This is a genomic window from Paenibacillus sp. FSL R7-0163, from assembly GCF_037969975.1.
Lineage (GTDB): Bacteria > Bacillota > Bacilli > Paenibacillales > Paenibacillaceae > Paenibacillus_AQ > Paenibacillus_AQ odorifer.
Window position 1 is genome coordinate 1,714,690 of the sequence record NZ_CP150224.1, and the last position, 13,574, is coordinate 1,728,263.

At 43.9% G+C, this 13,574-nt stretch carries 13 protein-coding genes; 12 read left to right on the forward strand and 1 reads right to left on the reverse strand.

Annotated elements, in window-relative coordinates; genetic code table 11:
* Positions 1–82: 82 nt before the first annotated feature.
* A complete protein-coding gene (locus NST45_RS07520) occupies positions 83–772 on the forward strand; it encodes a helix-turn-helix domain-containing protein (protein WP_036683516.1) in 690 nt (229 codons plus the stop codon).
* Positions 773–792: 20 nt separating this feature from the next.
* Positions 793–1,647, forward strand: a complete 855-nt coding sequence (locus tag NST45_RS07525) for an IS3 family transposase (protein WP_339824775.1) — start codon at positions 793–795, stop codon at positions 1,645–1,647.
* A gap of 115 nt (positions 1,648–1,762) precedes the next feature.
* Here NST45_RS07525 and NST45_RS07530 read toward each other — a convergent pair whose 3' ends face one another.
* Positions 1,763–2,158 (reverse strand): DUF2871 domain-containing protein, encoded by a 396-nt coding sequence (locus NST45_RS07530; RefSeq protein WP_036689034.1) that lies wholly within the window; start codon positions 2,156–2,158, stop codon positions 1,763–1,765.
* 185 nt (positions 2,159–2,343) lie between these two features.
* Between NST45_RS07530 and NST45_RS07535 the strand changes: the two genes are divergently transcribed.
* From NST45_RS07535 to NST45_RS07580, 10 genes are all read left to right on the forward strand, one after another.
* Positions 2,344–2,898 carry a GNAT family protein gene (locus NST45_RS07535; protein ID WP_036689031.1) on the forward strand — a complete coding sequence of 185 codons (555 nt, stop codon included), beginning with the start codon at positions 2,344–2,346 and terminating at the stop codon, positions 2,896–2,898.
* Between the two features lie 146 nt (positions 2,899–3,044).
* Positions 3,045–3,707 carry an MgtC/SapB family protein gene (locus tag NST45_RS07540; protein WP_143766861.1) on the forward strand — a complete coding sequence of 221 codons (663 nt, stop codon included), beginning with the start codon at positions 3,045–3,047 and terminating at the stop codon, positions 3,705–3,707.
* Between the two features lie 461 nt (positions 3,708–4,168).
* Entirely contained in the window at positions 4,169–5,332 is a 1,164-nt protein-coding gene (locus NST45_RS07545) for an ROK family transcriptional regulator (RefSeq protein ID WP_256715496.1), read from the forward strand.
* A gap of 28 nt (positions 5,333–5,360) precedes the next feature.
* The gene (locus NST45_RS07550; RefSeq protein ID WP_036689028.1) at positions 5,361–6,365 is read left to right on the forward strand and encodes an asparaginase; all 1,005 of its coding nucleotides are present in this window, start codon (positions 5,361–5,363) and stop codon (positions 6,363–6,365) included.
* 89 nt (positions 6,366–6,454) lie between these two features.
* Positions 6,455–8,059 carry a glutathione ABC transporter substrate-binding protein gene (locus NST45_RS07555; protein WP_036689025.1) on the forward strand — a complete coding sequence of 535 codons (1,605 nt, stop codon included), beginning with the start codon at positions 6,455–6,457 and terminating at the stop codon, positions 8,057–8,059.
* Between the two features lie 112 nt (positions 8,060–8,171).
* Positions 8,172–9,095 carry an ABC transporter permease subunit gene (locus NST45_RS07560; RefSeq protein ID WP_036689023.1) on the forward strand — a complete coding sequence of 308 codons (924 nt, stop codon included), beginning with the start codon at positions 8,172–8,174 and terminating at the stop codon, positions 9,093–9,095.
* A gap of 66 nt (positions 9,096–9,161) precedes the next feature.
* Complete coding sequence (locus NST45_RS07565) at positions 9,162–10,073, forward strand: ABC transporter permease subunit (RefSeq protein ID WP_076100141.1); 912 nt, start codon at positions 9,162–9,164, stop codon at positions 10,071–10,073.
* 13 nt (positions 10,074–10,086) lie between these two features.
* Complete coding sequence (locus NST45_RS07570; protein ID WP_036689018.1) at positions 10,087–11,088, forward strand: ABC transporter ATP-binding protein; 1,002 nt, start codon at positions 10,087–10,089, stop codon at positions 11,086–11,088.
* Entirely contained in the window at positions 11,085–12,077 is a 993-nt protein-coding gene (locus tag NST45_RS07575; RefSeq protein WP_094903192.1) for a dipeptide ABC transporter ATP-binding protein, read from the forward strand. The genes NST45_RS07570 and NST45_RS07575 overlap by 4 nt, the downstream gene beginning before the upstream one ends.
* A gap of 41 nt (positions 12,078–12,118) precedes the next feature.
* A complete protein-coding gene (locus NST45_RS07580) occupies positions 12,119–13,558 on the forward strand; it encodes a leucyl aminopeptidase family protein (protein WP_076105237.1) in 1,440 nt (479 codons plus the stop codon).
* Positions 13,559–13,574: the final 16 nt, after the last annotated feature.

Sequence of the window (13,574 nt, forward strand, 5' to 3'; positions counted from 1 at the left end):
GCTGGAGTGTGATAAGCTCCCATCATAGTAGACAGTAGAAAAAACAAAAACTTCTACTGCTACAATGATGGGAGTTTTTCTAATGTCTAATAGAAGTCCAACATCTTTAAAAGTAAAATTACATGTCGTAGGGCTGTGCCTTGAGCACAAGTCAAATCCAAACTATGAGGCAAAGCAGCTAGGTCTTAGTTCACACACAGTTAGAGAATGGATTAGGAAATATAAAGCAGATGGTTTGGACGGGTTGAGGGAATCGAGAACATGGAAATCATACCCAAAGGAATTGAAGCTTGCTGCTGTTAACGAAGTGTTGTCTGGTCGTTGCTCCGTTGAAGAGGTGACAAACAAGCATTATATTTCAAGCAGAAGTGTTTTGACAAAATGGATTACCAAGTATACTAATGAGATAGAATTGAAACCTACACATACAGGAAAAGGACTATCTCATATGAACCAAGGACGTAAAACAACTTTCGAAGAACGCATTGAAATTGCACAATATACCATCGCTAATGGATTGGATTATCAGAAAGCGATTGAAAAGTACGGAGTATCTTATCAGCAAGTTTACGCATGGGTCCGGAAATATCAAGTTGGCCGCGAGGAGGCTCTTCAGGACAATCGCGGTCGCAAAAAGCCTGTAGAAGAACTAGATGAGCATGACCGCCTTAAACTACGGATTAAAGAGCTAGAAGCGCGAAATGAATACCTAGAGATGGAGAATGACTTCGCAAAAAAGTTGGCGGAGATCAAGCGACGAAATACACGCTAACCCTCGTTCGACAAGTAAACTTGTATCAAGCGATTCAAGAACTGAACAAAGAAAAAGGTCACGCAATTACGAAGTTGTGTGCGTTAGCTGGGGTTGCTCGATCTGCCTATTACAAGTGGTTAAAATGGAAACCCTCTTGCATAGAACTTGAAACTCGTGCGTTAGCGAAAGAAGTAAAGCTACGATATGACAAGCGAAAAGGGATTCTTGGCTATCGTCAAATGCGCACGCAATTAAACCGAAAGCTCAAAAAGCAGTACAACAAAAAGCGTTATTACCGAATTATGTGTGCTCTTGGGCTTAAAGCAGTCATTCGCAGAAAACGAGCGAGTTATGTGAAAGCTACGGAGATCCATGTAGTTGAAAATGTAATGAACCGTAACTTTGATGCCAATTCTCCTAATTCAAAATGGTGTACAGATGTGACTGAACTGAAGTACGGGAATGGACGCAAAGCCTATTTGAGCGCTATTATTGATGTATATGATAATTCCATTGTCTCATGGGTATTAAGCCATTCCAACAACAATAAACTCGTGATGGATACGTTGAAGAGGGCTTACGCAAAGAATCCTGGCGTATCCCCTCTTTTACAAAGCGACAGAGGCTTCCAGTACACGTCTCATGAGTACAACCGACTTCATATAAAATACGGATTTAAGAAAAGCATGTCTCGTGTGAGTCGGTGTTTGGACAACCAACCTATTGAGCGTTTTTGGGGTACATACAAGTCAGAAAGCTATTATCTTACAAAGTATGACACCTATGATGATGTCCTTACAGAGGTTAGCAAATATATTCACTACTACAATAATTACCGCTACACAGAGTGTTTGGATGGCTTGTCACCTAGCGAATACCGACGAGCTGCATAACGAAGATACCTCAGTTCTGGCAATACGAACTGAGGTATCTAAACTAACTATTTTTGTTTTTTACACTGTCCACTTGACAGGGAGCACTTCAGTGATCCTGGCGGCTCTTTCTGTATTATTTAATTCGTTTACCGAGTAGCACAAGCAGCCAGATGATTCCAGCCCCAACAATGGCGTGACCAAGCCCCGCAATATGGGGCAGGAAGCTAATATCACTGCCGTTAATTTGCAGCATTCCACGTGTAGCCATTGCACCAATCGTGATTAGAAGACCAATGTTATAGACAATGTACCATGCACCAAAAGATTTAGCCTCATGGATATTAAATAACTTATCTAAGATCATAGCAATAATAAAGAAAAAGAATCCTAAGATTAGAATGTGGGTGTGAAGCGCAACTAATATAGTATCTCCTGTGAAATCATTCATTTTAGTAATTTCGCGATAGGCCACTCCGGCTATCAAACCAAGAATTGCATAGAAAAAAGACGTGTAATACAATTTTTTCATAAGAATATCTCCTTTGTAGTTATCGTTATGATTGAAGTGTATCAAGCAATTAAGAACGCAATATGAACAAATGATTACAAGGTGAAATAAATCACTAGTTTATAAATACATTATATCCTAAAGGAAGTTTCACTTTCCACGACGAACTGTACTACTAGAGAAATGAGAGGAGACTTAAGGAAAATATGAATGATAACGTTGAAGTATTTCCGGTGCTCGAAACTGACCGCTTTATTTTGAGAAGAATTACACTGGATGATGCTAAAGAAATATATGATTATTTTTCAAAAGATGAAGTGACCCAGTATTATGATCTGGATAGCTTCACCGATATACAGCAAGCGATCAACCTTATCGAAAGATGGGATGAACGTTTCAAAGGCAAACAAAGCATTCGCTGGGGAATAGCCAGGCGTGAGGATAATATAATGATTGGTTCATGCGGATATCATAACTGGGCGCACAGAAATTTCAAAGCAGAGATTGGGTATGAATTATCTCCACTTTATTGGCGGCAGGGTGTGATGACGGAAGTTCTGACAGCTATTATTGCGTATGGCTTTGAGCATATGAAGCTCCATCGAATTGAGGCGTTTTATGATCCGGCTAATATTGCCTCCAAGAAGTCGCTTTTGAAAGCGGGCTTTAAGTATGAGGGGTTGTTACGCGAATCTTTTTTTGAAAAAGGTAGATTTGTAGATGCGGAGATTTGCTCTTGGTTAGCTTCCGATACGAACTAAGAAGTGTAAAATTAATAAAAGCAAGTTAACCATAATGCGAGAGGACGTATTATGGTTTTTTGTTTGTGATACAATAAATAGATTATCGAATTTATCCTACGTGGTACTAATCCAACATACATATCATGATGAAAGAAGGTGAAGGTATGGAGTTTGAGTATTTGCTTCGTGTAATTGGCGCGGGAATTTGTGGCGTATTAGTTGGATATGAACGCAAAAGCCGGATGAAAGAAGCTGGAGTTAGAACACATTTTGTTGTAGCCTTAGGTGCTGCACTCATGATGGTCATCTCCAAATATGGGTTTCAGGACCAAGCGGATTGGCCTAATCTTTCTCTTGATCCCGCTCGGATAGCTGCTCAGGTAGTAAGCGGAGTAGGTTTTTTGGGAGCAGGGATGATTTTTATGCAAAGACACACAGTCAAAGGGCTCACTACTGCTGCAGGGATTTGGGCAACAGCCGGAGTGGGCATGGCTATAGGGTCTGGTCTTTATATTCTTGGCGTAGGAGCAACGATAATCATTTTACTTGGGCAAAAGATCTTACACAGTCGTAACAGCTGGCTGGCCGCACCAAAAACCCAACAGCTCGTTATAAGTCTAGCTAACACAGAAGGCACTATGGGCCGAATTCAAGAGTTACTTAAAGAACACAAAATTGCTGTTCTAAGTTTTCATGCTGAAAATAACAGTGTAGAATCCGAATTAAACGTAGAAATCGTTGTAAGATTGCCTGAATCATTTAATCCAGTGCAATTGTTATCGATGATCCAAGAGGACGCAGCCGTTAAGACCGTTGAGTTTCAATGATTTTTTAGCACCCTCGATGTAACTAACTCACTTCGCATCAAAGGTTACCTCCCTTTAGAGAGCTTCCTTTTGATGCGAGTGTTACCTTCCATTTTACAATCGATTCACACACCTCACATTAATCCAAACAAAATACTTCTTTCAGTCTTTCTATCCCAATTAATAGGTTCAAGATTCAAATTAAATGCTAATTCATGGGTATGTGTGTTATGTCTGTGTTATATATTTAATGGTTTTTGTGTTGGTTATCTTTAGTTAACCGCTTACATTTATTTTTAAATAAAAAATATGTCATTTATATTGACACATAAACCATGACCCTTTATTATTAATCCCATCACTGGAGAAACTAAATTAAAATTTAAATCAAACAATACATTATCAGCGCTTTATTTGCAAATATTTTCTTGTTTTTGTGGTTTATTAATCCAGTTAATGCACTGGAGAAAATAATTAGGAGAATGCCCGTGAAAAAGCACGATCAGGATTTCATGAAGCGACAAAATCGTTTAACGGTTTTCGAAATTATAAAAAATCAACAACCGATTTCTCGCGCTTCTATTGCTAAACAGACTGGTATGAGCCCTACGACTGTAAGTCGAATCGTCGGAGAGTTGACGGAGGAAGGATATTTACTCGACTCTGAGCAAGTATCATCAGGATTAGGTCGGAAATCAACGTTAATAGGTATGATTGACACTTCTGTATTATCGGTTGGCGTTGAACTAGATCGCAGTCTTATGTCTATTGGAATTGTGGACTTACAAGGACAGCTTATCTGCAGTAGTCAATTTCCCCGTACACCAGACGAAAGTCCAGATCGAACGCTGGAACGAATTAAGGATGCCATCGATCAATTGTTCCAGCAGCATGTGATTGACAGAACACGTATCGTGGGTATTGGCGTTGGACTTCCCGGCATTGTGAATAACGAAGAAGGAATTGTTGTCTTCTCTGTTCAGCTAGGATGGAAAAATGTGCCGTTAGCCAAACGCTTGAAGGAACTGACAGGTTTTGAAATCGCTGTGGACAATGAGCTGAAAGTAAGGGCTCTTGCAGAACATCTTAAAGGAGCCGCAGTCGGCTCCAGCCGTACGGCATTATTGGGGTTCGGTCAAGGCGTGGGTTCTGCGATGATTCTCGAGGGAGAGATTTACCGAGGGGTGATGAACAGTGCGGGTGAAATTGGGCATACGACAGTGGATCCTAACGGAATGATGTGTGAGTGCGGCAAAGCGGGCTGTTTACAGACTTATATAAATATCAGTTCTTTATTATCTGAAGCTAATCGGATTCGCCCGATCCGTACGATTGAGGAGTTATTCGCAGCAAAACATGCAGGAGAACAATGGGCGATTCACTTGATCGACCGTGCACTCATGTATATGGCGATCACCATTAATAATGTCGTATGCATGTATAACCCCGACAGCGTGATTTTGAGTGGAGAACTCGTGGACAAATTCCCGGATATATACGAAGAAGTTGAGCAGCTGTACCTCTCGCGCTTTACATGGGAGCCGCTTCGGGGTTCCTTTACGATTCATCGTTCGTTGCTGAATGAGAAGGGTGTAATTATCGGATCGGGACTTTTATCGCAGAACCGATTTTTCGCCTTAGATTAAATTAACTACTGCTAGGGAGGGTGTACAGATGGGATTTACAACATTGGTAGAAGAATATCGTGGAGGCCTGCTGGAGAATGTGCATTATGGTGCAGTTAGTGTAGTTGATGAGAAGGGCAGCATTTTGTACAAAGCAGGTGATCCGGAGCATATGACTTATCTTCGCTCTGCTGCTAAGCCATTCCAAGCTTTGCCGGTAATGAAACGCCGGATCGATGAAGTATATGGTTTGACAAGTAAAGAAGCATCGCTGTTTACCGCTTCACACCGGGGAGAAGCCTTCCATATTGAAGCGCTTGAAGCTCTTTTTCAGAAAATGGGATTAAAAGAAGAGTCACTTCATTGCTGCTCTACATACCCGCTGAATGAAGAAGCCAAAGCAGAACGTCACCGGGCAAATGAGCCAACTCGTAAAATCTTTCATAACTGCTCAGGCAAACATGCAGGTTTAATGGGCCTTAGCAAATATATGGGTTGGGATATAGACACTTATTACGATCCTAACCATCCTGTACAACAGGAGATTCTTGAGATGATGGCTTATATCGCTGAAGTTCCCAAAGCGTCCATCCCGCAAGGTATTGATGGCTGTGGACTTCCTATCTTCGCACTTCCGCTTCATAAAATCGCTTATTCCTATCTAAAGCTAGCGTGTCCCGATTTGATTGAGGATACGGATATACGTAAGGCAGCCGCTGCCATTGCAAAACTTATGAACGATAACCCGGTTATGATTGCTGACACGAAATTTGTATGCTCAGAGCTCCTGAAGGATGACAATCTGACAGCTAAAGGTGGAGCAAAAGGGGTATACGGTATCGGACTCCGTAAAGAACGAATGGGGATATCACTGAAAGTATCCGACGGATCAGAACAAGTCTGGCCATGTATTATCGCATCGATTCTAGAACGTATTGGTTACAGCAATCAAGACACAATTGATCGCTTATATGCACTTGTGCCTAACACGATTGTTAATGATGGCGGTACTGTGGTCGGCGAACGCCGTGCTGTATTTCAATGGGAGATCTAGAGCATAAGGTCAAGAATAATCTTCAAGTTTGGTGATTAATCGGACTAGAAGCTTTTCTAATACATCGTTTGAATAGGGGAGTGTAAAAAATGAAAGCAAAAGGAAAAGTATGGTCAATGTTCATGCTGCTGCTTATTACAGTAGTAGTGACTGCAGGGTGCGGCAACAAAGCGAGCAACGAGGGACAAAAAGGCAATACTGCTGGTGGAACTGAAACTAGCACCCCAACTACAAAGAATGATAAAGACATTGTAATTGCCATCAATTCTAACTTTATTACGCTGGACCCTCATAACGCAAGCGATACGCATTCAATCAGCGCTGCCAGAACGATGTACGAAGGTCTGATGGGTTTTGACGAGAATATGAACGTAGTTCCTGTTCTTGCCGCAAGCCATTCCATAAGTGAAGACGGGTTGGTCTACACGTTCACACTGCAAGAGAATGTTAAATTCCAAGACGGTACTGACTTTAATGCTGAAGCGGTTAAAGTAAACATCGCCCGTATTCAAGATGAGAAGAACAATCTGAGACTGCGCAAAAGCTTCGCAAAGGTAGCGAAAGTGGAGACTCCTGATGCTAAAACCGTGGTTATTACACTCAGCGAGCCGTACAACGCATTTTTAAATAAAGTAGCTATGGCACCTATTATTAGTCCGAAAGCTTTAGAAGAAAATGGCGCCGATATTTCGAAAAATCCTGTAGGAACGGGACCATTTAAGTTCAAAGAATGGGTGCAAGGCGACCGCTTGGTTGTCGTTAAGAACCCTGACTACTGGCAAGCTGGGTTGCCAAAAGTAGATAGTGTGACCTTTAGACCTGTTCCAGAGAATGGATCACGGATAGCCATGCTAAAAACCGGCGAGGCGGATTTTATTTATCCAATGCCAACTGAGCAAGTATCTGAGGTTGAAGGTCTTGAAGGAATTACTGTAGATACCATCGATTCGACAATTGTTCGTTATGTAACGTTAAATACGATGAAAAAACCTTTTGATGATGTGAAGGTTCGTCAAGCCATTAACTATGCTATCAATAAAGAAGCTTATATCAAAGTTGTGAAATCGGGTCTTGGCGCTAAGCTTGATTCCACGATGTCTTCCAAAACACAATACTATTCCCCACAAACAGGTTATGACTATGACATTGAAAAAGCTAAACAATTGCTTGCTGAGGCAGGATATCCTGATGGATTCGAAACCGAAATTTGGGGTGAAAATGAATCCGAAACTATGAAGGGTATGCAATTTATTCAGCAACAGCTAGCACTTGTAGGGATTAAGGTAGACGTGAAATCCATGGAAGGCGGCACATTGTCCGACCAAATTAACTCTGCTAAGACGCCAGAAGAAGCAAAAATTCAAATGTGGTATGTCAGCTGGTCTCCGTCTTCAGGTGATGCAGATGGTGCAACCAGAGGGTTGTTCAGTAGTGAAATGTTCCCGCCTGCTGGCTCAAATACAGCTTATTATAAAAATGAAAATGTAGACAAGTGGATCGCTGAGGCGAATAAATCTGTTGATCCAGAAGCGGCTAAATCCATTTATGGCAATATTCAAAAAACAATATGGGAAGATGCTCCATGGGCATTCATGGGCGTCGACCAAATCATCTCAGGCAAAAGATCGTATCTGGAAGGAGTTAAGGTCTTCCCGGATGGTTCCATTAATGTCCTGAATGCAGAAGTGAAATAATGCTAAACAAACGTTAGGTTTAATATCCCAAGAAATGAACGAGGCCGCTTCTGTAGTATGGTGGGAAGCGGCCTCACTAAATCATTTGTCGATACTGAAGGGGGCTTATGAGTTGGGTAGATATGCTTTACAAAGACTCCTCGGGGTTATTCCGCTGTTGTTCATTGTATCGGTGCTTGTCTTTTTGTTTATTCACTTAATCCCAGGCGATCCAGCCCGACTTATTGCCGGTAAAGATGCCACACTTGAAGAGATTCGTGGAATTCAGGAGCAGCTGGGTCTCAATCTGCCTTTGTGGAAGCAATACATAAACTACATGGGTGATCTGCTAAGTGGGAATCTGGGCAATTCGATCCGTTCAGGGATCCCGGTTACCGACATGCTAGAAAGCAGAGTAATGCCAACGTTGTGGCTGACTTTTCTCAGTATGGCCTGGGCTCTAATTATTGGTCTTCTAATTGGCGTGGTTTCAGCCGTTTATCGCAATCGGTGGCCAGATCATTTAGGGACGTTGACAGCCATTTCAGGGATGTCTATTCCTGGATTTTGGTTAGGCTTGGTACTCATTCAAATTTTCTCGGTAGAGCTTGGTTGGTTTCCAACAGGTGGTGTTGATTCCTGGAAGTCCTATATTCTTCCTTCCATTACACTTGGGATGGGAATTATGTCTATGTTGGCCCGTTATTCTAGGTCATCTATGCTGGAGACCCTTCGGGAGGATTATATCCGTACAGGACGTGCAAAAGGCTTACGCGAGTATGTTGTTATCGGCAGGCATGCGCTGCGCAACTCTTTGATTCAGGTGGTTACCGTAGCTGGACTTCAGTTTGGGTTCCTGCTCGGCGGCTCTGTAATGGTTGAGACGGTATTCAGTATTCCGGGTCTTGGCAGGCTGCTAGTAGACTCCATTTTGTTCCGGGATTATACAGTCATTCAAGCCTTACTGCTTCTGTTTGCTACACAATTTATTCTTATCAATCTATTAGTAGATTTATTGTATGGCGTACTTAATCCGAAAATAAGGTTTTCTCAGTAGCTAATGCGACTAAGAAGCAGAATTTCAATAGATTTATAGGGTGAATTTAGGATCAGGAGGGATATCATGAGTGACAATTCGGCGGTGATGGGAGCAAAATCTCCATTACCCGGAGAGGTACTGGCCCCGGGGAAAACAAAAGGCCGTATGGGTGTTTTTTTACGTAAGTTCAGTAAACAAAAGATGCCCCTTGTGGCCGCATTTTTTATTATATTGCTATTCCTAATTGCAATTTTCGGGCCATTTCTGACCCCGTATAATCCTGATGAACCAAACTACGATGCCCTTATGGCGGGTCCTTCTGCTGCACATTGGGCCGGGACAGACGAATATGGCCGTGATATTCTAAGCCGTTTGATTGATGGTACTCGCTTAACCTTAGCGGTCAGTCTCAGTTCTGTCTTCATCGCAGGCGTACTTGGAACCATCCTAGGTCTGTTAAGTGGATATTATGGCGGTTGGCTAGATCGGATTATTATGCGTGGCAGTGATGTACTATTTTCATTTCCTGACTTGCTGCTTGCCATTGGAATCGTCGCCATCCTCGGTCCGGGTCTATCCAACGTTGTTATCGCAGTTGCAGTCTTTGGGACTCCATCGTTCGCCCGGATTATTCGGAGCGTAACGCTATCTGCGAAAGAAACATTGTTTGTCGAAGCGGCTCGTTCCATGGGAGCGAAGCATCGCCGGATTATTTGGCGTCATATTTTTCCTGAGACCGTGCCCAGTATTATCGTTAATCTATCCATGAAGATTGGCGGAGCGATCTTGGCTGCTGCATCACTAAGCTTTCTCGGAATGGGTGCAAAAACAACGGAGCCTGATTGGGGCGCAATGTTAAGTATGGGACGTGATTATTTAAGTATTGCTCCACATATCGTTTATTTTCCGGGGATAGCCATCTTTTTAACTGTACTTGCATTTAACCTGGTCGGGGACGGACTGCGTGATGCTCTTGATCCCAAAATGAAAAACTAAGGAGGGACAAGACATGACTCAACATTTGCTGGATGTACAAGGGCTGAAAACGGAGTTCAAACGCGGCGATGGAAGTATTACTGCGGTTGCGGGGGTAGACTTTGCCATTAAGAAAGGTGAAGTGCTAGGCCTGGTTGGTGAATCTGGTTGTGGCAAAAGTGTAACCTCATTATCGATCATGCGGTTGCTTAAAGATACGCCGGGTAGAATTTCTGAAGGTTCTGTGCGTTTTGAAGGAAAGGATTTGACGAAGATTTCTGAGAAGGAGATGCGCCAAATCCGGGGAAATGATCTGGCAATGATTTTTCAGGAGCCGATGACCTCTCTTAATCCAGTGCTGCGGATTGGGCTGCAATTAACAGAGCCGATTAGACTGCATTTGGGTTATGGACGCAAGAAGGCTCGTGAGCATGCGATTCATATGTTGCGGCTTGTAGGTATCCCTCGCGCAGAGGAATTAATCGATGAATATCCGCATCAACTATCCGGCGGGATGAGACAGCGGGTCATGATTGCAATGGCCATGTCTTGTCATCCTAAGCTGTTGATTGCCGATGAACCCACGACCGCACTCGATGTAACGATTCAAGCGCAAATTCTTGATCTGATGAAGCAGTTGAAAGATGAACAGGATATGGGAATGCTGCTCATTACCCATGATCTTGGAGTAGTTGCCGAATTATGTGACCGGGTAGTTGTAATGTATGCAGGTCGTGTGGTGGAGGAAGCCTCTGTTCAGGAGCTGTTTGCCAGACCGCAGCATCCGTATACCAAGGGATTGATTCAATCGGTACCTAAGCTGCGCCAGAATGTACATCGCTTGGAGTCTATAAAAGGGAATGTGCCAGACCTTTCACAAATGCCTGCCGGCTGTAAGTTTGCGCCTCGCTGCGAATTTGCCATGGAGCGTTGTCTGTCGCACGAACCTGAGCTACTTCCGATTGAGGGACTAGAGCGCAAGAGCCGTTGTTGGCTTACACAGCAGGAGGACACGGAAGGAGCGGGATGTTTATGAAAGAGACTCCACTAATTGAAGTTAAGGGTTTGAAGAAGTTGTTTTCTGTGAAGAAGGGCTTCTTCGGAACGACTAAATATTTGCACGCCGTTGATGGGATTTCATTCGCCATTCGTAAAGGAGAAACGTTCAGCCTTGTAGGTGAAAGTGGCTGTGGGAAATCGACTACGGGCAGGCTAGTGACTCGCTTACTGGAACCCAATCATGGAGAAGTGTGGTTTAAGGGGCAAAATATTAGCCATATCTCAGATAACCAAATGCGGCCTCTGCGCAAAGATATGCAGATGGTGTTTCAAGACCCTTACGCTTCACTTAATCCACGCATGAAGGTGAAGGATCTTGTCGCCGAACCCCTGCTTATTCATACAAAGCTGTCCTCCAAAGAGCGGGATAAGCTAGCTTGCGAACTGCTGGAGACCGTTGGATTGAACAGTTTGCACGCTGAGCGATTTGCGTTTGAGTTCAGCGGTGGACAGCGGCAACGGATTGGGATTGCCCGGGCTTTGTCAGTGCGCCCTAGTCTAATCGTGGCGGATGAACCCGTGTCAGCACTGGATGTATCGATTCAGTCCCAAGTGTTGAATCTGTTACAGGACTTGCAGGAGGAATATGGCCTGACCTATTTATTCATCTCTCATGATCTTAGTGTGGTCGAGCATATTAGTGATCGAATTGGGGTCATGTATCTGGGTTCCCTTGTGGAGACGGCTGATAAGGATACATTGTATGACCGTCCCTTGCATCCTTACACCCAAGCGCTGCTATCTTCAGTTCCCGTGCCCGATCCAAGCTTGAAGAAGGAACGCATTATTCTAAAAGGTGACCTTCCAAGTCCCGTTGATCCGCCGACGGGCTGTCGCTTTCATACAAGATGCCCTTCCTGTATGGAGATCTGTAAGCAACATGTGCCTGTATTCCGGGAAGTTGAACCAGGTCATGAGCTCGCTTGTCATCTGTTTGATGAAGAAATGTTGAAACTAGAACGATAATTTTAAATGTGAGTACACTTTACGGAAAAGAAGGGACAGCTATGAATATCTTGTTCGATTCTGCTAATGGGGCGGATATGCTTATCTACTTAGCCTATGAAGAGGAGCCTTTTCCTCTTCGGCTGGGAGAAGCTCACAAACAGAGTGGCAGTGTGACATGGTTATATGCTCGTTCTGAGGAAGAGTCCGATGTGTTAGCTGTTGGAATGGGAAAACGCAAGGCTCTTACGCTTGAGAAAATTCGTCGAGCAGCGGGATCTGCCGCCCGCTTAGCTCTAAGAGAAGGGCTGAATTTCGCTTCATTTGTTCGTAGGACAGCAGAAAGTGATATTTCCGCTGCGGATGAGCTGCAAGCATGGATTGAAGGCTGGCTTCTCGGATTATATCGTTTCCAAACCTATCGTGGCGTTACTAAAATAGACAATTCAGTTGATTTGCTGCTCCAGACAGCCGATTGGCCTGAGCTGACTAAGCTTGAACTGGAAGTTGTACTAAGTACTGGCCGCATACGCGCTGAAGGAGCAGTGGTTGCTCGCGATCTGGTGAATGAGGTGCCCGGGACTCTAAATCCGGATCGGTTCGCAGAATGGATGGTCGAATATTTCGAGCGTGATAACGCAGCAGTGAAAGTTCATGTTTACCGGGGGCAGGAGCTGGTTGACCTACAGATGAATGGGTTGCTGGCGGTTGGAGCAGGCAGTAAACACTCCCCGGCCCTCGTTGAAATTCGCTATGAGAGTAACCCTGAATTGCCAATGCTGGCATTGGTGGGTAAAGGTGTTACCTTCGATTTGGGTGGGATGAATGTTAAGACCGCAAGTGATATCAGCGATGCACGTATGGATATGGGTGGCGCAGCAGCTGTTATTGGGGCGCTGGATATTTTAGTACGGAATCAAGCTCATGTAAATGTGACCGCATTGATCCCAGTTGTTGATAACGTACCAGATGCTGAAGCGATGCTGCCATCGTCTGTTATACGCTATCCTAATGGGCTGACGGTTCAGGTTGCAAATACGGATGGCGAGGGGCGGCTTATTATCGCGGATGCGCTTATTCATGCAGCAAATATCGGGGCAACTAAGGTCATCGATATTGCAACACTTACTGGAAATGTTGGCGCAGCGCTAGGATTAGGTATCGCCGGCATATGGGGTGATGGAGAGATGACGCAGAACCTCGTCGAAATCGGTGAGCGCAATGGTGAGCGACTGTGGCCCATGCCGCTTATGGATGAATATGAAGTCGATCTTCGAAGCAATTACGCTGATCTACGTAATGTTAGTACTTCACCTTTTGCAGGTGCGATTACAGCAGCGCTTTTTATACGGCGTTTTGTAGCGGAATCGCTGAGCTGGGTTCATATTGATATGGCTGGGACGGTTCAGTACAAGCAGGATGTGGGGTATTCAGAAGCTGGAGCAACGGGCTATGGTGCTCGACTGCTCGCTGATTATGTCATGAAACAGGCACAACAATAACAACCGGAAGAGTGGG

What these genes read in the sequence shown, in the direction of transcription:
- NST45_RS07540 (WP_143766861.1), top strand. Translation starts at nt 3,045, where the DNA reads ATGGAGTTTGAGTATTTGCTTCGTGTAATTGGCGCGGGAATTTGTGGC.
- NST45_RS07565 (WP_076100141.1), top strand. Translation starts at nt 9,162, where the DNA reads ATGAGTGACAATTCGGCGGTGATGGGAGCAAAATCTCCATTACCCGGA.
- NST45_RS07555 (WP_036689025.1), top strand. Translation starts at nt 6,455, where the DNA reads ATGAAAGCAAAAGGAAAAGTATGGTCAATGTTCATGCTGCTGCTTATT.
- NST45_RS07530 (WP_036689034.1), bottom strand. Translation starts at nt 2,158, where the DNA reads ATGAAAAAATTGTATTACACGTCTTTTTTCTATGCAATTCTTGGTTTG.
- NST45_RS07545 (WP_256715496.1), top strand. Translation starts at nt 4,169, where the DNA reads ATGCCCGTGAAAAAGCACGATCAGGATTTCATGAAGCGACAAAATCGT.
- NST45_RS07550 (WP_036689028.1), top strand. Translation starts at nt 5,361, where the DNA reads ATGGGATTTACAACATTGGTAGAAGAATATCGTGGAGGCCTGCTGGAG.
- NST45_RS07520 (WP_036683516.1), top strand. Translation starts at nt 83, where the DNA reads ATGTCTAATAGAAGTCCAACATCTTTAAAAGTAAAATTACATGTCGTA.
- NST45_RS07575 (WP_094903192.1), top strand. Translation starts at nt 11,085, where the DNA reads ATGAAAGAGACTCCACTAATTGAAGTTAAGGGTTTGAAGAAGTTGTTT.
- NST45_RS07570 (WP_036689018.1), top strand. Translation starts at nt 10,087, where the DNA reads ATGACTCAACATTTGCTGGATGTACAAGGGCTGAAAACGGAGTTCAAA.
- NST45_RS07580 (WP_076105237.1), top strand. Translation starts at nt 12,119, where the DNA reads ATGAATATCTTGTTCGATTCTGCTAATGGGGCGGATATGCTTATCTAC.
- NST45_RS07535 (WP_036689031.1), top strand. Translation starts at nt 2,344, where the DNA reads ATGAATGATAACGTTGAAGTATTTCCGGTGCTCGAAACTGACCGCTTT.